Raw genomic sequence first — 23,130 nt, 5'->3', positions numbered from 1 at the left:
GTTTTTTCCGTTCTTCTATATCTTGCAAACCTTCTTATTATACTCATGATTCCAGAAGAGAAGTCAAGAGCAAACCGTGTTATTTGACATAAAAATATTATAAGTTTAGCCAGAGCACAGGATAGCTCTCTTTGCTTCTTGTATTTCTTACATCAAACCAGTTAGACATGTTGAGGAAGTGGGTTAAAGTGTATATAAAATCAAAACGAAACCGCTCGTACATACTATAATAGAATGGTGAACGAGCAGAGTAAACGGGCAGGGAGGAAGGTGCTATGTATCTTTGTTTTGATGTGGGAGGCACAAACATTAAAGCCGGTCTCGTAGATACAAGTGGGATGATTCTTGCCAAGCAAAGTGTGCTTACACAATCGGATGAGCAGGCTGATCTAGTATTGCAACAGTTTCTGGAACTGCAAAATGTACTTTGCCGGAAGAGCGGAATTGCACCGGAGCAGATACGGGCAGCGAGTGTAGGGGTGGCTGGATTTGTGGAGATGGAGACGGGAAAGGTAATTAGGGCAGTAAACCTTGGCTGGCATGATGTACCTGTAGCAGAGAGAGTATCAACTATGCTAGGCGTTCCTGTCTTTGTAATTAACGATGCGAATGGGGCCGCGCTGGGTGAAATGTGGCAGGGGGCTGGAAAAGGAGCGGACGACCTTCTGTGTCTGACCATTGGTACCGGTGTCGGCGGCGGGGTCATTGCAAACGGTCGTATTATTAATGGAACTTACGGATTGGCCGGAGAAATCGGTCACTTTCGTGTGAAAATAAAGGATGGACGCCCCTGCAACTGCGGAAAAACAGGATGTTTGGAAACAGAAGCTTCCGCATCGGCTATTGCCTATTATGGTGAACGAGCAGCCAGGCAATATCCGAAGAGTAGGCTCGCACAGCGGCTGACGCAAGCCGGAACAATAACAAGCAAAGATGTAGCTGAAGCCGCACAGGAAAGCGACAAAGCCGCATGCGAGATAATGGAACATGCGGCATATTATCTGGGATATGCGCTTGCAAGTATTTTTACCGTTACTGCTCCTATGCGTATCGTTATTGGAGGAGGAGCAGCTGCAGCGGGAGCGTCATTATTTACTCCGCTCATTCATTGGTTTCACGAATTTGCGTTGCCTGATATTAAAGATAAAAATATTATTGTACCTGCCGTTCTGGGCAATGATGCAGGGATTATAGGATTGGCAAAACTGGCGGAGATGAACCTTTTGACTTCGCCTGGCATAGAAGAAAAGAGAGGATGATGAATATGCAAAAAATCGCGGTTTTAACAAGTGGAGGAGATGCACCAGGCATGAATGCGGCTGTTCGTGCCGTTGTCCGTCGCGGTATTTCTTATGGTATGGAAGTATATGGTATATACCATGGGTATGAGGGCTTAATGCAAGGGCAGATTACGCTGATGGATGCAGGAAGTGTGGGTGATATTATTCAGCGCGGGGGTACGATACTACATAGCAGCCGCAGCGAGGAATTCAAAACGGATGCAGGCCAGCAAAAAGGAATCGCTGAACTACGTAGGAAAGGTATCGAAGGGCTCGTAGTAATCGGTGGTGATGGTTCGTTCCGTGGTGCGCAAAAATTATCAGACAAAGGGTTTTCTACCATTGGTATTCCCGGGACCATTGACAACGATATTTCGGGAACAGAGATGACGTTAGGTTTTGATACGGCGGTGAATACGGTTCTAGAAGCGATTGATAAAATACGGGATACCGCCACTTCACATGAACGAATCTTTGTTGTGGAAGTGATGGGTCGCCACTGCGGTGATATTGCGCTATGGGCGGGTTTAAGCGGCGGAGCAGAGTCGATTCTTATTCCGGAAGTAAACGTCGAAATTAATGATGTAACCCATCGTTTGCTTGAAGGAAATAAGAGGGGCAAGAAACACAGTATTATTATCGTGGCGGAAGGCGTGTGCCCGGCTTCGGAAATTGCGCAAAGAATAAAGGAAGAGGCTGGATTGGATACAAGGGTAACTGTACTTGGACATGTGCAGCGAGGCGGCTCTCCGTCCGCATTTGATCGGATGCTAGGAAGCCGTCTGGGAGCAAAAGCGGTTGATTTGTTGCGTGAAGGCCAGAGCGGCAAGATGGTGGGCATTCAACGGAATCGGATTACCGAGGTCGATTTTGCTGACGTGTTTACAATTGAGAACGACATTGATTTAGATATGTACGAATTAAGTAAAACACTTTCGATTTAATCCGTTTCTGTTGTGCGTCAGGCTCTCCGTCAGTTCAGCAAAAGAGTTTGACCTGGGAAGGAGAGCAAGGATGAAGAAACAGATAGCTTTTGATTGTGCGCTTGTTACTGAGTATATGATGCAGCACGAGTTGGAACAGATGGCCCCGAAAGTACGACAGGCACATGACATGCTGAGCGCAGGCACCGGGCCCGGCGGGAAACATACCGGGTGGATCCGGTGGCCGGAAGTCTATAATCGGGCAGAATATGCGCGTATCAAACGGACGGGTGAGACAATTCGCAATCGGGCGGAGGCGTTCATCGTAATCGGCATCGGCGGCTCGTATTTGGGCGCGCGCGCGGCTATCGAGATGCTTTGTCCCGCTTTTTATAATCAATGGTCCAGAGCGTGTCGCAAGGCACCGGAGGTATATTTTGCCGGCCACCAGATGAGCGCTTCATACACAGCAAACTTATTGCGCTTGATAGAAGAAAAAGAGGTCTATATCAATGTCATCTCCAAATCCGGCACAACACTGGAGCCAGCGCTGGCCTTCCGTTTGTTTCGCGAGTTGCTGGAGAAGCGCTATGGCAAAGAAGGAGCACGGAAGCGAATTATCGTAACGACGGACAATACGCACAGTCCGTTAAAAAAGATCGCAGAACGTGAAGGGTACGAAACGTTTGGAATACCGGACAATATTGGAGGCAGGTATGCAGTATTGACATCGGTGGGCCTGCTGCCGATGGCTGTCGCAGGCATTGACGTGGATACGGTGCTGGCAGGTGCAGCCGATGCGGTTCGGCTGTGTGGAACGCCGGATGTGGACGGTAATCCCGCCTATCGCTATGCGGCTTTGCGTCGCCTGTTTTATGACAAGGGAAAGACCATTGAATTGTTGGCCAGCTATGAACCTGGGCTACGGTATGTAGCGGAATGGTGGAAGCAGTTATTTGGTGAAAGCGAAGGAAAAGACGGCAAAGGGATATTCCCGGCGAGCCTCCATTTTTCAACGGATTTTCATTCTATGGGTCAGTATGTACAGGAGGGGCGACGGGACTTATTTATGACTACGCTTTGGGTGGAGGCGCTCAGGGAGCAGATCACTGTACCGCAGATGGCTGATGATACAGATGGATTAGGCTACTTGTCAGGTGTTTCACTTCATGAGATGAACCGAAAAGCGTGCGAAGGAGCGATGCTGGCCCATACACAGGGTGGCGTGCCCAACCTGCGGATTATCGTACCGGAGGCGACACCTTATTATTTCGGACAACTGGTCTATTTTTTCGAGAAAGCATGCGGGATTAGCGGCTATTTATTTGGGGTTAATCCATTCGATCAGCCGGGTGTAGAAGCGTATAAACGGAATATGTTTCGCTTGTTAGGAAAACCCAAAACAATGTAGTTGATGTACGTTGCTAGAGTAGAGCCGTTCAAGGCGAACGGCTTTTTCTTTTTCCCAGACTGGAAATTGTCCTAGGTACCAAAAAAGTTTATTATGGAAGAAATAATTGATATATAAAAGAGGAGAGAAAAAGATGGAGTGGAAACAAAAGGCGGCACACTGGCGGGCATATCCTGGCCTTGCAGAAGACGTAAGGCATGAACTTGCGGACATGTGGGACGATCCGCAACGTTTGGAAGACGCTTTTTACCGCAATCTGGCTTTTGGTACCGGCGGGCTACGTGGCGAACTTGGACCGGGTACGAATCGGATGAATCGGTATACGGTTCGTAAGGCTTCTGAAGGGCTTGCCCGCTATATAGAAGCACAAGGGACGGAGGCGAAACAGCGCGGCGTGGCCATTGCGTACGATGTGCGCCGCCAGTCACGAGCATTTGCACTGGAGGCGGCATTGACGCTGGCACAACACGGCATTCGAGCATATGTATTCGATGACATTCGTCCGACTCCAGTCCTGTCATTTGCCGTGCGTTACTTGAACGCATATGCAGGCATTGTGATTACGGCCAGCCACAATCCCCCAGAATATAACGGGTATAAAGTATATGGACCGGACGGGGGGCAACTTCCCCCGACAGAAGCAGATGCAGTAACAGCTAATGTAAATGAAGTGTTCGATGAATTGACTGTAGAGGTCATGGACGAGCAAGAAGCACGGAAAGCCAACCTACTCGTAGACATCGGAGCGGATGTTGACGAAGCTTACCTTCAGAAGGCATGTGCCCTAAGTGTAAATCCAGAAGTCATTGAGCGGATGAAAGAGGACGTGCGCATTGTGTTTACGCCGTTGCATGGCACAGCGAATGTGCCGGTACGCCGAGGATTGGCTAAGTTAGGATTTACGCATGTGACCGTCGTAGCCGAGCAGGAGCAGCCTGATTCTGAGTTCTCTACGGTTGCTTCTCCGAATCCTGAGGAGCACGCCGCATTTGAGTGGGCGATTCGATACGGCAAGAGAGTGAATGCCGATGTGCTGCTTGGCACAGATCCGGATGCGGACCGTGTCGGTGTTGTAGTTAAAAATGGGGACGGCGACTATGTAGTGCTGACCGGAAACCAGACCGGCGCGCTCCTGCTGCATTATTTGCTGGAACAAAAGCGGGCAAAAGGAACCTTGCCACCAAATGGGGTCGTATTGAAGACGATTGTCACGTCTGAAATCGGACGCGCTATTGCAAGTTCTTTCGGGTTGGAGACAATAGATACATTGACCGGATTCAAATTCATTGGCGAGAAAATAAAAGAATTTGAGCAGGCAGGAGACCGTACCTTCCTTTTCGGATATGAAGAAAGCTATGGCTATCTCGCCGGTGATTTCGTGAGGGATAAGGATGCAGTGCAGGTATGCCTGCTTGTCGCGGAGATGGTTGCCCATTACAAATCACGCGGTATGACGGTATATGAAGGATTAATGGAGATATTTACGACATACGGGTATTACCTGGAGGATTTGTATTCGATAACGCTGAAAGGAAAAGCCGGGCTTGAAACCATTCAGTCGATTCTGCAAACGTTCCGCAAGGAGCCGCCTGTGGAGATGAGCGGTCAAAAAGTGGATATGGTGGAGGACTACCAAACAGGCAGACGACGATTCGTGAGGGAGAGCCGGGATGAAGCGCTTACGCTTCCCGTATCCGATGTATTAAAATATAGGCTGGCAAACGGTGCATGGTTCTGCCTGCGGCCGTCCGGTACGGAACCGAAACTGAAAGTCTACTTTGGTGTAAAGGGCAATACGCTAGAAGAGGCGCAGACTAACCTCTTGCAGTTGAAATCTGATGTGGTAAAGAGAGTACAGACGCTACTAAAAGGATAAGCATCAGTGCATAATAAAGAAAAGGAGCCGGGTGGCTCCTTTTCTTATTTTTCTTCTTCTGCTTTCACTAATTTAACGTTTGATTTTTTATCTGCCGCTTGTTCGGCATGCTTTTTTGTTTCCTGAATGGGATCTTCGAGTAAACCTTCTTTACGAAGTTCTTTATTCGATTTCATATGATCAAATTCGGTACCCGTCTTCTTGGCTGCGTCGAAATCCGGGACTGCTGTGTTCTGTATAGGCTTATCGTTTGCCTCTTTATCATTATGGTTTCGATTGTCATTGTTGTTGTTCATTTCTACCTCATCCTCTCACATGAATATATTTCTGTTTCTTTTACTTTACCCTGCCTACATGCAAAACAAACAAAAAAGGAAAAAAGCGGTACATGTTTTTTACTTCTTGTCAGTTATGTATATAATGAAAAAAGAATTTCGTCCGAAGGAGGAGCGGGTATGTCATCACAAACTAGTTGGCGGCTATTTGCGGCTTTTTCTCTTGTCTCTACCTTGGTTCTCGCAGTCGGGCTTTATCTGGGGATTACTGAGATTCTTTCCCCTTCCGCGAACGGAGAATGGAAAACTGACAAAAGTGCAGAAGAAGAGACGGGAAAATCTAAAGTAAATACCGTGCAAATCGTTGCGCTGGGTGACTCGTTAACCCGGGGTACCGGAGATGGAGCGGGACTTGGCTACGTTGGGAACTTACGGGTACGTTTGTCGGAGGCGACTGGTCAGCAAGCGTACGTGTTAAATCATGGAGTGAACGGATACAAAACTACTGATTTGCTGCGTGATTTACAACAAAAAGAAGATATTCGGAGAACGATTCGCCAGGCTGATATTATTACACTTTCTATTGGTGGGAATGATTTGTTTAATGCCGGGGGAGCGGAAGAGGTTAACCCAGAAATAAGCCAGAAGCGCTTGCCAGGAGCGATAGAGCGTTATAAGGAAATCGTAAAAATTATCGATTCGTTGAATCCGCACGCCAAAATTCTGTATATGGGATTATATAATGCGTTTGCCGACTTATCGAATGCGCAGGAAAGCTATGAGGTTGTAGAGCGTTGGAATAGTGAAACGTCTGCTGTTTTATACCAGTATTCTCATGCGGTTTTTGTACCGACTGATGATTTATTCCGTACAGATGGCAAAAAGTATTTGTCCAGTGATCACTTTCACCCGAATCAGGCTGGGTACAGGCGGATCGGAGAGAGGATGGCCGAAGTAATCCGATAGGAGGGAAGAGCGGTGAAACGAGCGATTACACTTGAAATAGACCGGGTAGAAAAAACAATCCGTCGTAACCGTATTATTAAAGGTATTTCTTTCTCTGTACAGGAGGGAGAAGTGTTCGGATTTCTGGGACCAAACGGTTCGGGTAAAACTACGACAATTCGGATGATGGTCGGCCTTATCCGGCCAACAGCAGGTCGAATTCGTGTGTGCGGTTATGATATCCAGAAAGACCATACGGAAGCGCTAGCGAAGGTTGGTTCGATTGTGGAGAACCCTGAATTGTATCCGTTCTTGACCGGAATAGAAAATCTGGAGCATTTTGCCCGCATGATTCCAGGGGTAACCCGCAAGAAAATTGACGAAGTTGTACGGCGTGTTGATTTAAGCGCGCGTATCGATGATCGTGTAAAAGATTATTCTTTGGGAATGCGCCAGCGTCTTGGAATCGCCCAGGCTTTGCTCGGCGACCCGAAGTTACTTATTTTAGATGAACCGACGAATGGTCTTGATCCGCAGGGCATTAGAGAATTGCGTGCTTTTATTCGTCAATTAGCCAATGAAGGCTTAAGTGTATTCATCTCAAGCCACATGCTTAGTGAAATTCAACTTATGTGTGATCGGGTAGCGATTATTAACGAAGGTAGCATCGTTCGTGTAGGGGCTGTGGATGAACTGTTAACACAAGACTTTCGTAAAATCATTTGGTATGCCAATCCTTGTTCTGAAGCAAAAAATCTGCTTGTGAACTCACCGTTCACCAAAGTACAAGAGCAGGAAACGTTAGACGATGGAATCGTAACAGAAGTAGCCCCTGAGCATATTCCACAGCTGACGGCCGCTTTAGTCCGTCAAGGCATCGAGATATATGGAATCGAATGGAGAAGACCGAGTCTCGAGGACCTATTTCTCGATATGACTGAGGGGGGGCATCATATTTAGTATGTATGGTTTGGTCATGAACGAAGCGTTGAAAATTTTGCAGAGGAAACGATTATGGGTCGTTGTACTAATTTTGCTTGTACTTGTACCTATTTTTACTTATGCGCAGCTGCGGGCTACACTGGATAATCAGAAGCAGCTTGGGACGACAGATTGGAGGGTGTCGGTGCGGCAGAGCATCAACGATACGACGAACCGCTTGAGCAGCACCCGTATTCCGGAGGATTGGAAGAAATTAATGCGGATTCGTATCCAGCAACAACAATATTATCTGGATCACGATATTAATCCAACATCTCCAAACGGAGTCACATTTACCCGAGATTTCATGAGCAATGCTGTTTCTTTGTTTATTCCGCTTCTTATTGTCATTATTGCTTCGGACATCGTCTCCGGCGAGCATGCGAGTGGCACAATTAAGTTGTTATTGACCCGGCCCGTGAAACGATGGAAGGTGCTTACAAGCAAACTTATTGCCTTATTTCTATTTGTTTCGGCGATTGTTGTACTTACAGGAATGATTGCTTATGCAATTTCTGGAGTTGTTTTTGGCTATACAGGATGGACATATCCAGTGCTGACCGGATTTCAGATTCAAGGGGAGGAAGTGAATACGGAAGGCGTACGTGTACTCCCGCAATGGCTGTATATCACGATGGAGTACGGACTTTCCTGGTACGCTTGTCTGGCTGTAGCGTGCATTTCATTTATGGTATCTGTACTTGTTCGTAGCACAGCTGCAGGAATGGGAGTTATGGTATCAGCTCTTATCGCGGGTACGATTTTAACGAATATGGCATCTGCGTGGGAGTCGGCCAAATACTTTTTCATGGTAAACCTGCAGTTAACCGATTATTTGGTGGGTACGCCGCCGACGATTCCTGGATTAAGTCTGACTTTTTCACTGGCTACGCTTAGTATATGGAGCGTAGCTTCCCTTCTTGTGGCTTACATCGTATTTATTCGTCGTGATGTGTATTAAGCTTAAAAAAGAGGCGCCGGTTTTTACCGGGTCGCCTCTTTTTACATGCGTCAGATGCTATGATTTTTTACCTGAGTCTGGTACAGGAAGCGGCGCAATATCGTAGCCTTTTTGTTTAAGTAGCTCGATAACTTTCGGTAGCAGTTTTACCGTCTGTTCTTTTTCATGCATGAGGATAATTGAACCTGGTTTTACTTCCTTGGCGATATTATTCATAATTAAGTCAGGCTTGTCTCCATACTTCCAATCCAGACTGTCTACGTTCCAATAGGCAAGGATTTGATTTGTTTCCTTGGAAGCAACCAATGTATTTTGATCGATGGCTCCGTAAGGCGGACGGAAGTAATATATGGGCGCACCAATTTTTTTGGAGATATGATCAGTAGAAGCACGAATCATTTGTACTTGCACGTCTTTTGGCTTTTTTTTCAGCTTTTCATGATGCATCGTATGAGTACCGATAATGTGTCCGTTTTCCAGCATTTTTTTAGCGAATATGCTCTGTTGTTCTGTTTTCAGATTTTGTCCTACCCAGAAAAAACCGCCCTTAATATTGTTTTTGTCTAAAATTTCTACAATATCTTGCGTATAACGTCCCGGTCCGTCATCAAAAGTTAAATATACGGTCGGTTTAGACAAAGGGATGTGGGCGATCATCTTGCCAACTGCTGGAACATCAGGAACTTCGGCTGGTTTTGCTACAGGAGATGCTGGCTCTGGCTTTGTCGGAACGGGTGAATCAGGTTCTTGGGCTGTATTTTGCTGCTTCTGTGAATCTTCATTACTTTTCGGGGGTAACGCTTGGTTAGAAATTTTATTCAGAAACGCTTGGGCTGATTGAACAGGGGGGCTATCACGAAATAATATATTCGCACCAATAATTACTCCTAACAGCGATAGTGCAAGCCAAATTCTGTTCCTATGTTTTCTCCTCCGATTGTTCTCCAAAATATGTCCCTTCCTTCTCTCTTTATCCCTTTTTTTGTGTACTGTGTCCATAAACAGATATCAATGTATGTTCGTCGCCTATTCTACTATAAAAACAGCGATAATGCGTAAAAAGTTCTGATGAAAGTTAAATTTATTACATTTACTAAATATGAACACGCGTTACTATAAAATTATACAGTATTGATTTTTTTTGGAAACAGGAAAAAGGATGCACTCTTTGCGGAAATGTTCTACAAAACTTTCCTAACAGAAAAGAAATCGCTATAATGAAATAAACCGCTTTGTAATCATGTCATAAGAAAGTACGAAACGGTAATGGAGGGATAAGACTATGATGTCATATGATGAATATATGCGCTCAGTTATTCAACCGATGCGTACGGAGCTTACATCTGTCGGGTTTGAAGAGTTGTTGACACCGGAAGATGTAGAGGCGAAGTTTGAGAACATGAAGGGAAGCGCCCTTGTAGTCGTTAACTCCGTGTGTGGCTGTGCCGCGGGTCTTGCTCGCCCTGCTGTAGCGTATTCACTGCAGCATAGCGAGCAAAAACCGGATCATCTCTATACAGTGTTTGCCGGGCAAGATAAGGAAGCGACCGCTAAAGCAAGAGAATACTTTACCGGTTATCCGCCTTCTTCCCCGTCTTTTGCCTTGCTGAAGGATGGAGAGCTAGTGTATATGATGGAACGCCATCAGATTGAAAACCGTCCGCTTGAAATTATTGCGGCAGATTTGCTTGAAGCATTCAAGAAACATTGTGGATAATCTATACCCACGCCAGGCTCTTTCTCCAGTACAGGAGAAGGAGCTTTTTTTAAAAATCCTTGCTTTTAATCTGGTGTCATGATAAAATAAATCTTGTCGCTGTTAATATGCATGGACAGGTGTCCGAGCTGGTCGAAGGAGCACGATTGGAAATCGTGTAGGCGGGGTTAACTCGTCTCGTGGGTTCGAATCCCACCCTGTCCGCCATCATTCGGAGAAGTACCCAAGAGGCTGTAAGGGGCTCCCCTGCTAAGGGAGTAGACGGGTTAAACCGTGCGAGGGTTCGAATCCCTCCTTCTCCGCCATTATATAAGCAAGAAGTTGGATGCTAATATGAAAGCGGTAGAAAAAACTTTCGCTATATACTAGGTCCTTCTTTGTTCTTACTTGGTTGTTTTTGAGGCGGTGTAGCTCAGCTGGCTAGAGCGTACGGTTCATACCCGTGAGGTCGGGGGTTCGATCCCCTCCGCCGCTACCATCCATTTCTGCATGCATTTGTCGGGAAGTGGCTCAGCTTGGTAGAGCGCCTCGTTCGGGACGAGGAGGTCGCAGGTTCAAATCCTGTCTTCCCGATCATTTTCATACATAAATAACTACAAGCTTCAATCCTGTATAGGGTTGAAGCTTTTTTTGTTTTTCTCGCATCTTTTCTTTATTAAAAGAAGGTAATTTGAATTTTTTCTTTTGTTTTTTTAAATTGTAACTTGTTTCATGATGAAAAATGGTGGATACTGGTATTATAGGTTTTTTTGCCTATTAGATTAGATCCTACAACAGATAGAGAATGATAGAGTAAAGGAGAATATGCATGGAAAAGAAATATTCCCCACGAGTAAAAAGAACCAGAGAAAAAATTCTTCACTCGGCCGTGGAAATTTTTTCTCAGAAAGGATTTCAAGCTTCGACCATTCGTGAAATTGCCCGATTGGCTGGAGTCAACGACTTGACTGTATACCGCCATTTTGAAAGCAAGGAAAGATTGTTTACGGAAATGTTCCAGCGTCACGCATTGTTATCTGAAATTGGTGAATATATCGTTCAAGGTGTCACAGATGATTTCGAAAGTGACTTGCGTGCCATTGTGCGTACGTTTATTTCTGCTTTCAGAAAGGAACTGCCATTAATTAAACTACTGCTTAATGAGGCAGAAAAGATGGAAGAGTGTCGCAAGTATGTAGATACGTTCACAAAAAATCTTGTCGATAAGCTTACTGACTTTTTCAACTATTACAAGACTATGCGCCAGGTTCGGCAGGATGTGAATTGCCATGCCGTTGCCGTTGGACTGTACAGCATTTTATTCGCCCGCATTTATGCATTGATTCTGCATGGGGAAGGAAATTCGCAAGTGTCTTCCATGCCAGAAAATGAACTTATAGATGGTTGGGTTGACTTATTTGTTGCTGGAACAGTTATTCCCGAATATTCGTATGCCAAATAACGAACGAAATGCATAGTGAATAAAAAAACATTCGTGTTTCTGATTGATTCTTTACATAGCAAGATGTATAATCAGGAAGGTCTCAAAAATAGTTTGTACATCTTGGGGGGCTTTTGATTAATGAAGTACGACATTATTATTGTAGGAGCCGGTCCTGCCGGTATTTTTACGGCGTATGAGCTGACAAGAAAAAATCCTGCTTTAGATGTTTTGTTAATAGATAAAGGTCACGATATTTTTAAACGTCGCTGTCCGATTTTAGAGAAAAAAATTAAAAAATGCCCGCCACCTGCAGGTCGAAAAGAATTTAGCGGCTGTTTGCCTGCTTGTTCGATTACGAACGGATTCGGTGGTGCTGGAGCTTATTCTGACGGTAAATTCAACATTACAACCGAATTTGGTGGCTGGATGACGGATTATCTTCCCCCGTCTCAGGTGCTTGATCTGATTCGTTATGTGGATGAGATTAATCTAGAGCATGGAGCTACATTGAATATTACTGATCCGACGACGAACGAAGTGCGGGAAATCGAACGGAAAGCGGCGGGCGTAGGGCTGAAGTTGCTGCGTGCAAATGTGCGTCATCTTGGCACAGAGCAGAACCTGGAGATTTTACAAAGCATTTACCGTGAGCTCGAAACCAAAATTACTATGAAGTTCAAAAGTGAAGTGTCCGATATTCTTACCGAGAAAACGGAAGACGGTATGCACATTCGGGGAATCGAATGCAAATCTGGTGAAACATACATGGCGGATCAAGTAGTTATTGTTCCAGGACGTGATGGTTCAGAATGGTTTGGTAATATCTTGAAGCGTCAAGGACTACGTCTGCTGAATAATCAGGTGGATATCGGTGTGCGTGTAGAAACAACCAATGTTGTCATGGAAGAAATTAATCATCATTTATATGAAGGGAAATTTCTCTATCGCTCATCCACCGATCAGGTAATTCGCAGCTTCTGTTCTAATCCGAGCGGACATGTGGTCGTTGAAAACCACAGCGGGGTTATGGCTGCAAATGGACACGCATATAAAGACGAAAAACTGGGATCGCCGAATACGAACTTCGCACTTCTTGTATCTCATGTGTTTACAGAACCGTTTGATAAACCGAACGAATATGCCAAAGAAATCTGCCGTCATGCCAACGATTTATCTAACGGTTCTGTTATCGTACAGCGTTATGGTGATATTAAACGCGGACGCAGAACGACGGAGAAGCGTCTGAAAGAAGGCTTCCTGGAACCGACATTGAAAGAAGCTGTGCCGGGAGATTTGGGTCTTGTTCTGCCTTATAACACGATGAAAAGCCTCATCGAGATGGTGGAAGCGCTTGATCACGTAACACCAGGACTTGCCAGCGATCATACATTATTTTATGGCGTAGAAGCGAAGTTTTATTCGGCACGCCCGTATCTCAATGAGAATTTTGAAACGGAAATCCGCGGTTTGTATGCAGGAGGCGACGGCGCGGGCATCACACGCGGATTGGCGCAAGCGGGAGCCTGTGGTGTGCATATTGCACGAGACATTTTAACGAGAATCCAAAAATAAAGTAACAACCGTATAATCTGCTCTCTTTTTCATCCCATATTCTCTGTATTTTCGTTGATATATATGATATATAATGAATGAAGAGAAGATGGGAGGAGAAGGAATGAAAGGCAAGCCTGTCGTCTTGATTGTTGATGACGATGTAGATATTTGTTTTTTGATGGCGACGGCAATCCAATCAGAGCGTGTGGAAATTGTGACCGCCCACTCGGGGCAGGAAGCGCTACAGTTGTACGAACGACATCATCCTGAACTCGTACTGCTTGATATTCAATTGCCGGAGATGAGCGGCATCGAAGTGCTAAGCAGAATGAGGGAAATAGATGGTGAATGCCAGGTAATTATGGTCACCGCCTATGCTACCATAGAGACCGCTGTTCAGGCCATGAAGTTGGGTGCGCTTGATTATATATGTAAGCCGTTTAAGCTTCCGCATCTGCGAGATACTGTACAGAGTGCGATTGATTTCATTATGAGTGTACCGGAACATTTACCGACGCTTGAAGAAGTGGAACGTAAGCATATCGAGAAGGTATTAAGTGAAGTGGAGGGAAACCGTCGTCTCGCCGCAGAAAAACTCGACATTTCGTTACGTACTTTATATTACAAAATTAAACAATACAATATTTATACTTCCTAAAATCCAGATAGATAAATCTGGATTTTTTTTCTGCAATTTTTGCACTTCAGAGCTTTAACATAAAATGTATACAATGGTAATATAGCCGTAGAAAAGGGATGTGTTTATGCTGAAGAAAATACTTCTCCTTTTGGTATTGCTGTTGTTGGTTGGCTGCTTATTATTTTCATTAGTTGAAAACAAAGAAAACGTACCACTTCAAAAGCCTCCATTCAAAGTGGCGCTGTTACTGGAAGGAAAAAAAGATGATCAAGGCTGGGATAACCAAGCATTTAAAGGCTTGCAACAAATTGAACGAGAGTTACATGCACAAATTATTTATAAACAGAACATAAGCACAGAGCAAGTACAAGTCGCAGAGACGAAGAAGCTGGCGGAAGAAGGATATGATTTGATTTTTGGCAATGGACGAAGCTTCGAGTCGATATTTAATCGTGTTGCACCTGCGTATCCGAACACGCATTTCGTTTTTTTTAACGGAAAGTCGAACGTTTCTAACGTATCAGCGGTTATTTTACGCCGGAGTCAATCGGATACTTTTCTGGTATGGTCGCAGGACTGATGACGAAAACGCACAAAGTTGGTCTGATTCCTGCTTACTGTTCTATGAAAGAAATTAGACCGTTTATTCAAGCTGTTAAGGAACAGAACAAAGCAAACCAAGTTATTGTGCAGGAAGTAAACAGTTGGAATGATGGCTCAGCGGCCGTCAAAATTGCTAAAAACATGGTGGAACAGGGTGTTGATGTGCTCGTGCCAATGGGAGATGGCTTCAATATTGATGTGATCATGGAAGCGCATCATGCAAAACGATGGGCGGTAGGCTATATTTCCGATCAGTCGTTTGTATCTAGAGGGACGATTATTACGAGCACAGTACAGGATGTAACAAACGTCTATCTCCAAATTGCACAGCAATACAAGGACGGATCATTGCCAGAAGGTAGCCTAACTTTTGATTTCAAAAACGGAGGACAGGATTTAGCACCCTTTGGTTCTATGGTTCCGGACCCCATAAAAAGCAAAATTAAACAAAAGCTAGACGAGTATAAAAAAGGCATGTTTTCTTTACCTGTATATCCCCATTCTTTAGGGTGCCAATGAAGAATACGGAGCAAATAAGATGAGAGTATTGAAAAAGTGGAGTAACTTACCGATTAGACTAAAATTCTTTAGCGTATTTCTGACGATTGTCCTGTTTGCAGGAAGCGGTATGTTCGTGCTGAATCATCAACTGCTTCAAGTGGCGCGTGATAATGATAAAATTATTAATCATTCCGTGCCGAATTTGACCACACAGTTGCAGATCAAAAGCACGATTATGGAGCGAATTAATTATGTTATGCTGTATGTTACTACAGGAGACGAGGAGTTACACAAGAAGTTCATAGAAGCGAGCGAGCGTGCCAAAAGCATAGAGGCGCAATTGAAAAAAAATGCCTTGCCGCACGAAAGGGAAGGGATTGAACAATTTATTATTCATAGCGAAGATTGGGAGGGGATTTTGAGTAATAATGTAATCCCCGTCTATCAACGTAACAACCCAAAGGATGCGCTTGATACGCTAAATTCTCAGGCGCAGCCACTTGCCATCGAGCTAATGAACGAAGCAGAAGAGCTCTCGCAGCAAAAAATCCATGAAATTAGCAACGATAATAAGAAGGTGCTAAATAATGCCTGGTCGTCAGTACAAGCAGGCTATATTGTCATGGGCGGAACGTTGCTACTAGCTCTTCTTTTTTCATATTATATATCGCGTAGCATTACGAACCCGATTTTCTCGTTGCTTAGCGGTGTTCGTCGGATGACGAAGGGGGATTTTACGACTCAAGTGGCAATGAAAAGGCAGGATGAGTGGGGAGAACTAAGCAAGGCGTTCAACCGGATGAGCCAGAGCATCGCCAGCTTGGTTGAAGAGCTGAAGCAGGCGAACGTACGACTACGGGAAGAGTCGCATCGTGCCAGAGAGTCCACGCGTCTAAAGTCAGAATTTCTTGCTAACATGTCACATGAAGTTCGTACACCTTTAACAGGAATTATTGGCTTTGCAGAATTGCTACATGAAGACGCGGAAGGAAGACTTTCTCCCGCACAAAAGAATTTCACCCGTAACATCGTAAAAGCGGGAGAGCATTTACTGACGATGATAAACGATATTCTTGATCTAAGCAAAATTGAAGCTGGGAAATATGAGCTGGAGATGAGCCGGTTCGATATGGTGGAAATGATTCGTAACACGCTCATTATAATGCAGGCCAAAGCTGAGAAACAGAATATCTCACTTGTAATCGAAACAAAGTATCCGACCTTGCAAGTAATGGCGGATAAGACAAGGATACGTCAGATTCTGCTGAATTTACTCGGTAATGCAATTAAATTTAGTCATGCGCATAGTGTAGTACGCATCATTATTGAACAAAGTGAACATATGGTGATCGTCCGTGTCGCAGATGAAGGTATCGGTATTGAAGTAGAGAAGGCAGAGAAAATTTTCGAACCGTTTTATCAGAATGATGGCAGGTTAGAGCGTAAGTATGAAGGGACCGGCTTAGGCCTTGCTTTGTCCAGGCAGTTCATTGAATTGCACGGAGGGACCATCGGGGTGGAAAGCAAGCCGGGAGAGGGAAGTGTTTTTTCCTTCTACCTTCCTTCCGGAAAACGGGAAGCTCCTACCCCTGATACGTGTGAACAAGCTTGTAAAAAAGAACCTCTTTTGGTGCTTTATACAGCTGATTTCTTAGGTTCCTTTCGGGATTTTTCTGAAAAAATACAAAAAGGATTCAGACCTTTTCTGTCTTTTATGATAGAATCAAAGCGAGAAGCCATAGAGATTGTCCAGAAGCATCCTGAATATGACATTTTGGTGGCGGCACAATCGTTTCAAGCCGGATATGTTGATATGCTGGAGGGAATAAGCGAACATACGCAGGGGAGGATTTTCTCTTATATCGAAAGCCCCTTGCGTTTTGTGGAGCGAGGACAGGTAATGAGGATGGCAGAATATATTCCTCCTTCTTCAGATGATATGTCTGATATTATCTCAAAGACTACATAGTCGGTCGGTTATTGAATAAGTAAAGGGGAACGCAAGATGGGATATCGCATTTTACTTGTGGAAGACAACCCTTCAAATCGCGAGTTATTTATTGAAATTCTACAATTGAAGTCAGAATACGAAATATCTGTAGCTGAAAGCGGATTGAAAGCGTTAGAAATGCTAGAAACATTTCGTCCAGATTTAATCTTGATGGATATTCATATGCCTGGCATGGACGGACTGGCTGTTACCCGAACAATCAAGTCTATCCCTGAGCTGGCCGAAATTCCAATTGTTGCCTTATCAGCTTTGGCTATGAAATCGGATATTAAATCCGCCTTTGAAGCCGGATGTATTGGCTACATTACGAAACCGGTCCGTATTCGTGACTTTTTGCAGAAGATAGAAAAATATATGAAGCAGGGGGAACAGAATGGGAATTCTTCCATCTCTGCTCCTCATACGGAAGAATAGGGGAGAGCGTTGAAGCGGAAATATTCGTTAGAATTTTACGTCCCATTCCTTCTTGTTTTTATTTTGCTACTGGTAGGGTGGTTTATTTACACCTTAGTTATCATGCCGGATAAAGGATGCCATAATGAATTGGCGATAAGCGTATGTACCATTCTGGTGCTTCTTGGCCTTCTTTGGATATTCACTAGCAAAATGTCTAGGCAGAACAAAATCCTCGAAGAGAACAATCGCAAGCTTTCGGAGCTGGATCGGATGAAGACGGAATTCTTGGCTAACGTTTCTCATGAATTGCGTACACCGCTCACCGTCATTATGGGTTATTCAGAACTTCTAGAAGAGCGTCTCAGTAAAGAGGAAGATGCAACCAATTTGAAGTTTGTCCAGACGGTGCATCGAAAGTCAGAAGACTTATTAAGTTTGATTAATGATTTGATTGATTTCTCATGCATTGAATCTGGCAAGCTAGAATTGAGACTGTCTTTGTTTAAGCTTGAAGAAGTAATAAGCGAAACGGTGGAAGAACTGGCGACGAATGCTCAGAAAAAGGGGCACAGCGTTGAAGTGGAATACGGAAGCACGCCGCTTTGGCTGCTAGCAGATCGCGGGAAAATAAAACAAATCGCGGTCAATTTATTGCAGAATGCAATTAAATATACGCCTTCTAACGGGCATATTGCCGTGCGTACATATATGCAAGATGATATGTGCTGTCTTGAAGTAGAAGATGATGGCGTCGGCATTTCTAAAGATCAGATTAAGCACATTTATCAGCCTTTCAAACAGGCCGACTCCTCTTACAATAAAAAGTACGAGGGCTTCGGATTGGGTCTTGCCATTACGAAGAGCCTAGTACAAAGCCACAACGGAAGCATTCAGGTTCGAAGTGAACCTGGTAAGGGTTCACTATTTATCGTTTCCCTGCCTAGGGAAAAAAACGCCTAGGTTTTGCATAAAGTGGTAGTGGGTAAGAAAATTGGAAGAGGAAGAAAGGATGATGAAAATGGCAAAATTATCGAAAGAGCAAATTGAACTTAACCTGTCTAAGATTCCTGGATGGACGCTTGAAGATGATACGTATATCCAGCGAAAGGTAGCGTTTGGGAATTTTAGCGAAGCCCTTACGTTTGTGAATCAAGTTGGCAAATTCGCTGAAGATGCACACCATCATCCTGAGATCGATATCCGGTATAATAAAGTTGTATTGCGTTTAACGACAAAGGAAGAGAATGGGCTGACTGGAAGGGATTTCGCGCTTGCACAAAAAATAAACCAAATTCCTCTTGCCCAACCGAAAGCCATATAACTTGGCCATTTGCATGACATCATCGTTTCATACAACAAATACGAAAAACGCAGCGATGCAAACGAGCATCTCTGCGTTTTTTTATAGGTTACCCGGATGTTTTGTCGGTTCACCTGAAGTGATATAAATCGGCCGTTTGGCTTCAGTGTGAAAAAAGGACGAGCGACAAGGCCCGCGAGTTTTTCCTATGGTTTATAATTGCGTTTCGGCGAATCGGCTCCATACTCTCCGCCATGCTTTTTTTCTATCGTTTGTTGAATTTCCGCTATCGGTTTGCCGGCTTCACTCATTGTAATGGCATCGGTGGCAACTGCGATTGCTTTGCCGCTTATGCTACCATGGGAATTCCATACAATACTGCCGTCTGGATTAATTTTATACAGAAACGCTTGTAGAATATTTGTGTATTGGCTGCCATCGTATACGGGAATTTGCTTTAACGTATCCTGATGTTGCAGAGCAAGCTTGTATACGTTTAGAATGCCACCATCCGTTTTGGTTAACATTTGTGGAATTTCATGAATGCCTCCTGTGGTTTCAAGCGTATCACCGTTCGGAAGGTTCTCTTGCTTGGCAGCAGTTGAACTGCAAGCAGCGGAAAAAAGGGATAGAAATAGCAACAAAACAGTAAAAATTAATCGTTTATACAATGTAAAAATCCCCCTTTTTTATCATCCAATGTATATTATAAATGCATTCTTTGTGTTTGTAACATGAATTTGTTACGATTTATTGCCGATTGAATGGGAGAGACACGTATATTTCATTCAGCCGCGCATATATACAACTAATGAATGTACGAGCGGTCTGAAGGAGCTGAAGAAAGGGTGTGGGTCCGTAATATTATCTGGTTTATTCTGCTAATTGGCATTGTAGTTTTTAGTATTTTACTTTTTTTGCTGGTGATGGACCCTGTGCCGAATTATAATGCCGAATCCGAAGAGCAGACACAGACGGTGGGAGAACAGCCATCAGGGCCGAATATGGGGAGCAAGGCGGTAGCAAATCCGCCTGAGAAGGTAGAGAGAGCGCAGGGGGAGCAAAAGGTGCAGGAGGCAGGACAGGGAACAGGGGGACAGTCACAGCATTCTCAAGTTTCGGGTGACGGACATGCACAGAGGGAGATAGAGGCACCCGTGGCAGAGTCTCCCGTGGCAGAGTCTCCCCAGGGGAATCAAGCAGCAACAACTACGGAGAAGCAATTGCCGGAAGAAAAAGCGCCGCCTGCGGTGCAAGCAGGCGGCGCGACAAATGAAAAGAGTATATGGTATGGAATCGGACAGGGTACAGGCTATGTGGCGGTTGTTGTTACCCTTATCCCATATCTTATATTTTCCGTCCTGGGAAGAAGAGGACAGTCAGTATTTCGTCAGCTCGGACATGCGGGTACCCACAGTCTGTCATTCCTCTCCCAGCTGGCGATAGCGGTTGCCGCTTTACACGGGGGGATGATGCTTCGGCTGATCCCGTCATGGGATCGCCATCTATTGGGCGGCGCTTGGCTATTTGTTTTTCTTGTGCTGTTCTTTTTGCGTGCCAGTCTATATAGGCCGGGGGCGGCGCCTGCCAGAAGCAATTCGTTTTCCATTCTTGCTGTATTGATTTTACTGTTGTTTATTATCCATGCAATCGGTTAGTGAGGGAGATTGCGCAGTTCTTTTTTTAGAATTTTGCCAGCCGCGTTTTTCGGCAGAGATTCTGTGATCTCGACGAAGCGCGGTATTTTATAATTGGCTAGATGCGGCTTGAGAAAATCAAGAACGGAACGGCGGTCAAGTGTTTCCCCTTCTTTCGGTACAACGAAAGCTTTGACGACTTCTCCCTTTACTGGGTCGGGAACACCGATAACTGCCGCTTCCAATATACTTGGATGTCTGTACAATGCTTCTTCGATTTCACGTGGATATACGTTCAGTCCACGTGTAATGATGATATCTTTCTTGCGATCTACGATAAAAATATATCCTTCGTTGTCTATATAGGCGATATCACCCGTATGCAGCCAGCCATCGACAATCGTTTCTTTTGTTGCCTCTGGCATGCCATGATAGCCTTGCATGACATTGGGTCCTTTTACGAGAATTTCCCCCTCTTCACCTGCAGGCAATTCGTTTCCCTTCTCGTCGATAATACGCACTTCCACATCTGGTAACGGTTTGCCAATCGAGCCAGGCTTTTTTTCCCCATCCAGCGGGTTTAAACTAACGACAGGAGACGCTTCTGTCAGGCCGTAGCCTTCCACCAGAGGAACATTGTACTGATGATTGAATAGATTCAGCACTTCTACAGGCATTGGTGAACCGCCACAGACAGCCAGTCGCAGATCAGGGAATTCTGCTTTGCCAGAACGTAATGCCTGGGCCAATACAACATACATAGCCGGGACTCCGCAAAATACTGTTACATGGTTTTGTACAAGCGATTGCATAATTTCTTTCGGCTGAAAAGCCTCATGAATATCGATTGCGGCTCCTGCGTATAGCGGTAGCAGAACCGATGTGGTGAAGCCAAATGTATGAAACATCGGCAGTACGCACATGAATACATCGTTTGCATTTAATTTAAGCAAGCGATTGCAGGAAGCAGCGTTAGCCATTAAATTCTCGTGGCTAAGCATCGCACCTTTTGGTTTTCCGGTTGTACCGGATGTGTAGAGAAGTGTTGAGATGGTGCGCGGGTTCACTTCCATCATCTCAACCGTCTCCAGTGCAGCGATGGCCGCGGATGTATCCGCATTGATTACGAATACGCTCTGTAATCCAAGAGCGGCCTGCAACTGCTCTGAGGACACATGAAGTTTGGTGAGAATATTCTCATGTACGAACATTGCTTTCGTATTCGCGTTGCGAATAATATATGTAATCTCTTCCATTGTAAGTGTCAAGTTCAGTGGAACGATAATAGCGCCCAGCCGGGCAACAGCAAAATAAACATAAATGAATTCTGGTGTGTTATAGCAGCTCAATGCTACTACGTCCCCTGCCTTAATGCCGTTCTGCTGCAGGTACGTAGCATATTGCCGTATATTCTGATCGAGTTCACCGTATGTAACGGTTATGTCATGATAGAGCAAAGCCGTATCGCTTGGTTGCGAATGCTTTAAATAAAAATTGCCGAAGTGCAACCCTTTAATTTCTTCCAATACCAAGTGTATTCCTCCTTTGGTGTTCAGACACCTATTCCGCATTATCATTGTAAGAGATGCGATTTATATAAGTATACATTTGAACAAAAAATGTGTAAAATATCAACTTTGCTAAAATATATCTTTTTTGCCAGGGAAAAAAGAGGTAGAATAAGTAGGGAAATGGAATGATACGGAAGGGGAATGCAAGAATGGAAGTGGCCTCACCAAATTGGTTTTCTGATAGTATTATCCTATCGATGGCTGAGAAAAATCCGAAGCTAAAACAGAAGCTAGGTGAAGAGATGCTAGCGGGGCAATCCGTTGCGTTTGCTGATATGCTGGCGGCAGCGGTCAAGGATGAGGCGGCGTCTCTGGCAATCGAGCCGAATCGGCAGCAATCAACATCAGATTGGCTGATAGGGCTGATGGCGGCGTCATCGCGCGCAGTGGGAGACGTTGGCCAAACGACAGGAGATTCCCAGGAAATCTCGTCCTCGCTTCCTGCAGCATTTACAGCGCGTAAAATCGTTGCACCGGTAAACCCATACGCACAGGCTGCAACGCCTACCTCGTCGGGTCGAACGGATATCGATGGAGTAGTTGCCCGTGCTGCCGAACGGTATGGAGTACCAGAAAAATTACTGCGGGCCGTCATTCATCAGGAAAGCCGTTTTAACCCGACAGTTCGATCCAGTGCCGGAGCTATGGGACTTATGCAGTTAATGCCCGGTACGGCAGCGTCACTTGGCGTGAAGAATCCGTTCGATATCGAAGAGAATGTTGATGGCGGCACACGGTATTTGAAGTCGCTCCTAGACCGCTATGACGGCAATATTGAGCTATCGCTCGCCGCTTATAATGCGGGTCCTGGCAACGTGAAAAAGTACGGTGGCGTTCCGCCGTTTAAAGAAACGCAAAACTATGTGCGCAAAATTACTGCCATGCTTGCATAAAATATGGGCTTCTTACCGTTCTGTTTCAGAATCGGAAGAGGCCTTTTCTGTTTCCGCAATTTTTAGTCGTTCCGCCAGGGAAGGGCTGAACACGGGGATTAGGTAATAGCCGAGCGTAACCACTGCGGCTATGCCAACAATGAGCGCTGCCATATTCATTGTGTTCATGAATATTGCCTCCACATATAAGATAGGTATAGTATGTCCAAAGCTCAGAAAAGTAATGAACGTT

At 44.9% G+C, this 23,130-nt stretch carries 22 protein-coding genes, 4 tRNA genes and 1 pseudogene; 22 read left to right on the top strand and 5 right to left on the bottom strand.

Going from position 1 to position 23,130, the window contains the following annotated elements; all coding sequences use genetic code 11:
• The first annotated feature begins 275 nt into the window (after positions 1-275).
• From AF333_RS24945 to AF333_RS24930, 4 genes are all read left to right on the top strand, one after another.
• Positions 276-1,259: an ROK family glucokinase gene (locus AF333_RS24945; RefSeq protein WP_043068116.1), complete on the top strand. Its 984-nt coding sequence runs from the start codon at positions 276-278 to the stop codon at positions 1,257-1,259.
• Between the two features lie 5 nt (positions 1,260-1,264).
• Positions 1,265-2,224 (top strand): 6-phosphofructokinase, encoded by a 960-nt coding sequence (gene pfkA / locus AF333_RS24940; RefSeq protein ID WP_043068304.1) that lies wholly within the window; start codon positions 1,265-1,267, stop codon positions 2,222-2,224.
• A 70-nt stretch (positions 2,225-2,294) separates the two neighbouring features.
• Positions 2,295-3,614, top strand: a complete 1,320-nt coding sequence (locus tag AF333_RS24935) for a glucose-6-phosphate isomerase (RefSeq protein WP_043068115.1) — start codon at positions 2,295-2,297, stop codon at positions 3,612-3,614.
• Positions 3,615-3,747: 133 nt separating this feature from the next.
• Positions 3,748-5,490: a phospho-sugar mutase gene (locus AF333_RS24930; protein WP_043068114.1), complete on the top strand. Its 1,743-nt coding sequence runs from the start codon at positions 3,748-3,750 to the stop codon at positions 5,488-5,490.
• 44 nt (positions 5,491-5,534) lie between these two features.
• On the opposite strand, the gene AF333_RS33955 is transcribed toward AF333_RS24930, so the two are convergent.
• Positions 5,535-5,786, bottom strand: a complete 252-nt coding sequence (locus tag AF333_RS33955; protein ID WP_043068113.1) for a hypothetical protein — start codon at positions 5,784-5,786, stop codon at positions 5,535-5,537.
• Between the two features lie 159 nt (positions 5,787-5,945).
• On the opposite strand from AF333_RS33955, the gene AF333_RS24920 reads away from it, so the two are divergent.
• The 3 genes from AF333_RS24920 to AF333_RS24910 are packed head-to-tail and all read left to right on the top strand — an operon-like array spanning position 5,946 to position 8,652.
• Positions 5,946-6,731, top strand: a complete 786-nt coding sequence (locus tag AF333_RS24920) for a GDSL-type esterase/lipase family protein (RefSeq protein WP_043068112.1) — start codon at positions 5,946-5,948, stop codon at positions 6,729-6,731.
• A gap of 12 nt (positions 6,732-6,743) precedes the next feature.
• Positions 6,744-7,670: an ABC transporter ATP-binding protein gene (locus AF333_RS24915; RefSeq protein ID WP_043068111.1), complete on the top strand. Its 927-nt coding sequence runs from the start codon at positions 6,744-6,746 to the stop codon at positions 7,668-7,670.
• A 1-nt stretch (position 7,671) separates the two neighbouring features.
• The gene (locus tag AF333_RS24910) at positions 7,672-8,652 is read left to right on the top strand and encodes an ABC transporter permease (protein WP_043068110.1); all 981 of its coding nucleotides are present in this window, start codon (positions 7,672-7,674) and stop codon (positions 8,650-8,652) included.
• Between the two features lie 57 nt (positions 8,653-8,709).
• Here AF333_RS24910 and AF333_RS24905 read toward each other — a convergent pair whose 3' ends face one another.
• Positions 8,710-9,600: a polysaccharide deacetylase family protein gene (locus AF333_RS24905; protein ID WP_052520537.1), complete on the bottom strand. Its 891-nt coding sequence runs from the start codon at positions 9,598-9,600 to the stop codon at positions 8,710-8,712.
• Positions 9,601-9,934: 334 nt separating this feature from the next.
• On the opposite strand from AF333_RS24905, the gene AF333_RS24900 reads away from it, so the two are divergent.
• The 13 genes and pseudogenes from AF333_RS24900 to AF333_RS24835 all read left to right on the top strand — a co-directional run bounded on the left by AF333_RS24900 (position 9,935) and on the right by AF333_RS24835 (position 18,818).
• Positions 9,935-10,369 carry a BrxA/BrxB family bacilliredoxin gene (locus AF333_RS24900; RefSeq protein ID WP_043068109.1) on the top strand — a complete coding sequence of 145 codons (435 nt, stop codon included), beginning with the start codon at positions 9,935-9,937 and terminating at the stop codon, positions 10,367-10,369.
• Positions 10,370-10,482: 113 nt separating this feature from the next.
• Positions 10,483-10,576: transfer RNA gene (locus AF333_RS24895), tRNA-Ser, on the top strand.
• A 6-nt stretch (positions 10,577-10,582) separates the two neighbouring features.
• A tRNA-Ser gene (locus AF333_RS24890) sits at positions 10,583-10,674 on the top strand.
• A 96-nt stretch (positions 10,675-10,770) separates the two neighbouring features.
• A tRNA-Met gene (locus AF333_RS24885) sits at positions 10,771-10,847 on the top strand.
• Between the two features lie 21 nt (positions 10,848-10,868).
• A tRNA-Pro gene (locus AF333_RS24880) sits at positions 10,869-10,942 on the top strand.
• Between the two features lie 235 nt (positions 10,943-11,177).
• Positions 11,178-11,810, top strand: a complete 633-nt coding sequence (locus AF333_RS24875; protein ID WP_052520538.1) for a TetR/AcrR family transcriptional regulator — start codon at positions 11,178-11,180, stop codon at positions 11,808-11,810.
• Between the two features lie 120 nt (positions 11,811-11,930).
• Positions 11,931-13,364, top strand: a complete 1,434-nt coding sequence (locus tag AF333_RS24870) for an NAD(P)/FAD-dependent oxidoreductase (RefSeq protein ID WP_043068108.1) — start codon at positions 11,931-11,933, stop codon at positions 13,362-13,364.
• Positions 13,365-13,437: 73 nt separating this feature from the next.
• Positions 13,438-14,004 carry a response regulator transcription factor gene (locus AF333_RS24865; protein WP_080787927.1) on the top strand — a complete coding sequence of 189 codons (567 nt, stop codon included), beginning with the start codon at positions 13,438-13,440 and terminating at the stop codon, positions 14,002-14,004.
• 106 nt (positions 14,005-14,110) lie between these two features.
• Positions 14,111-15,108, top strand: a pseudogene (locus AF333_RS37745) (BMP family ABC transporter substrate-binding protein).
• A 19-nt stretch (positions 15,109-15,127) separates the two neighbouring features.
• Positions 15,128-17,059 (top strand): sensor histidine kinase, encoded by a 1,932-nt coding sequence (locus tag AF333_RS24850; protein ID WP_053432774.1) that lies wholly within the window; start codon positions 15,128-15,130, stop codon positions 17,057-17,059.
• 36 nt (positions 17,060-17,095) lie between these two features.
• Positions 17,096-17,515, top strand: coding sequence for a response regulator (locus AF333_RS24845; RefSeq protein ID WP_043068105.1), 420 nt, complete (start codon positions 17,096-17,098; stop codon positions 17,513-17,515).
• A 9-nt stretch (positions 17,516-17,524) separates the two neighbouring features.
• Positions 17,525-18,457 (top strand): sensor histidine kinase, encoded by a 933-nt coding sequence (locus tag AF333_RS24840; protein ID WP_052520540.1) that lies wholly within the window; start codon positions 17,525-17,527, stop codon positions 18,455-18,457.
• Positions 18,458-18,515: 58 nt separating this feature from the next.
• Positions 18,516-18,818, top strand: coding sequence for a 4a-hydroxytetrahydrobiopterin dehydratase (locus AF333_RS24835; protein ID WP_043068298.1), 303 nt, complete (start codon positions 18,516-18,518; stop codon positions 18,816-18,818).
• Positions 18,819-19,003: 185 nt separating this feature from the next.
• Here the strand turns inward: AF333_RS24835 and AF333_RS24830 are convergent, their stop codons facing one another.
• Positions 19,004-19,468 carry a PCYCGC motif-containing (lipo)protein gene (locus AF333_RS24830; protein WP_043068104.1) on the bottom strand — a complete coding sequence of 155 codons (465 nt, stop codon included), beginning with the start codon at positions 19,466-19,468 and terminating at the stop codon, positions 19,004-19,006.
• A gap of 144 nt (positions 19,469-19,612) precedes the next feature.
• Here AF333_RS24830 and AF333_RS24825 point away from each other — a divergent pair, with 144 nt between their 5' ends.
• Complete coding sequence (locus AF333_RS24825; protein ID WP_235496961.1) at positions 19,613-20,455, top strand: hypothetical protein; 843 nt, start codon at positions 19,613-19,615, stop codon at positions 20,453-20,455.
• On the opposite strand, the gene AF333_RS24820 is transcribed toward AF333_RS24825, so the two are convergent.
• Positions 20,452-21,966, bottom strand: a complete 1,515-nt coding sequence (locus tag AF333_RS24820; RefSeq protein ID WP_200894951.1) for a long-chain-fatty-acid--CoA ligase — start codon at positions 21,964-21,966, stop codon at positions 20,452-20,454. The genes AF333_RS24825 and AF333_RS24820 overlap by 4 nt on opposite strands.
• A 188-nt stretch (positions 21,967-22,154) precedes the next feature.
• On the opposite strand from AF333_RS24820, the gene AF333_RS37240 reads away from it, so the two are divergent.
• Positions 22,155-22,898: a lytic transglycosylase domain-containing protein gene (locus tag AF333_RS37240; RefSeq protein ID WP_052812343.1), complete on the top strand. Its 744-nt coding sequence runs from the start codon at positions 22,155-22,157 to the stop codon at positions 22,896-22,898.
• 12 nt (positions 22,899-22,910) lie between these two features.
• Here AF333_RS37240 and AF333_RS33950 read toward each other — a convergent pair whose 3' ends face one another.
• Positions 22,911-23,066, bottom strand: coding sequence for a hypothetical protein (locus AF333_RS33950; RefSeq protein WP_158502514.1), 156 nt, complete (start codon positions 23,064-23,066; stop codon positions 22,911-22,913).
• Between the last annotated feature and the right edge of the window lie 64 nt (positions 23,067-23,130).

Source organism: Aneurinibacillus migulanus (genome assembly GCF_001274715.1).
GTDB classification, from domain to species: Bacteria; Bacillota; Bacilli; order Aneurinibacillales; family Aneurinibacillaceae; genus Aneurinibacillus; species Aneurinibacillus migulanus.
The sequence above is the reverse complement of the archived record's forward strand: the minus strand, read 5'-3'. Positions and strand labels throughout refer to the sequence as shown.

Excerpts from the sequence above, each read along its gene's own strand:
- AF333_RS24945 (WP_043068116.1), top strand. The coding sequence starts at position 276 with ATGTATCTTTGTTTTGATGTGGGAGGCACAAACATTAAAGCCGGTCTC.
- pfkA (WP_043068304.1), top strand. The coding sequence starts at position 1,265 with ATGCAAAAAATCGCGGTTTTAACAAGTGGAGGAGATGCACCAGGCATG.
- AF333_RS24935 (WP_043068115.1), top strand. The coding sequence starts at position 2,295 with ATGAAGAAACAGATAGCTTTTGATTGTGCGCTTGTTACTGAGTATATG.
- AF333_RS24930 (WP_043068114.1), top strand. The coding sequence starts at position 3,748 with ATGGAGTGGAAACAAAAGGCGGCACACTGGCGGGCATATCCTGGCCTT.
- AF333_RS33955 (WP_043068113.1), bottom strand. The coding sequence starts at position 5,786 with ATGAACAACAACAATGACAATCGAAACCATAATGATAAAGAGGCAAAC.
- AF333_RS24920 (WP_043068112.1), top strand. The coding sequence starts at position 5,946 with ATGTCATCACAAACTAGTTGGCGGCTATTTGCGGCTTTTTCTCTTGTC.
- AF333_RS24910 (WP_043068110.1), top strand. The coding sequence starts at position 7,672 with ATGTATGGTTTGGTCATGAACGAAGCGTTGAAAATTTTGCAGAGGAAA.
- AF333_RS24900 (WP_043068109.1), top strand. The coding sequence starts at position 9,935 with ATGATGTCATATGATGAATATATGCGCTCAGTTATTCAACCGATGCGT.
- AF333_RS24875 (WP_052520538.1), top strand. The coding sequence starts at position 11,178 with ATGGAAAAGAAATATTCCCCACGAGTAAAAAGAACCAGAGAAAAAATT.
- AF333_RS24870 (WP_043068108.1), top strand. The coding sequence starts at position 11,931 with ATGAAGTACGACATTATTATTGTAGGAGCCGGTCCTGCCGGTATTTTT.
- AF333_RS24865 (WP_080787927.1), top strand. The coding sequence starts at position 13,438 with ATGAATGAAGAGAAGATGGGAGGAGAAGGAATGAAAGGCAAGCCTGTC.
- AF333_RS24850 (WP_053432774.1), top strand. The coding sequence starts at position 15,128 with ATGAGAGTATTGAAAAAGTGGAGTAACTTACCGATTAGACTAAAATTC.
- AF333_RS24845 (WP_043068105.1), top strand. The coding sequence starts at position 17,096 with ATGGGATATCGCATTTTACTTGTGGAAGACAACCCTTCAAATCGCGAG.
- AF333_RS24835 (WP_043068298.1), top strand. The coding sequence starts at position 18,516 with ATGGCAAAATTATCGAAAGAGCAAATTGAACTTAACCTGTCTAAGATT.
- AF333_RS24825 (WP_235496961.1), top strand. The coding sequence starts at position 19,613 with ATGTACGAGCGGTCTGAAGGAGCTGAAGAAAGGGTGTGGGTCCGTAAT.
- AF333_RS37240 (WP_052812343.1), top strand. The coding sequence starts at position 22,155 with ATGGAAGTGGCCTCACCAAATTGGTTTTCTGATAGTATTATCCTATCG.
- AF333_RS33950 (WP_158502514.1), bottom strand. The coding sequence starts at position 23,066 with ATGAACACAATGAATATGGCAGCGCTCATTGTTGGCATAGCCGCAGTG.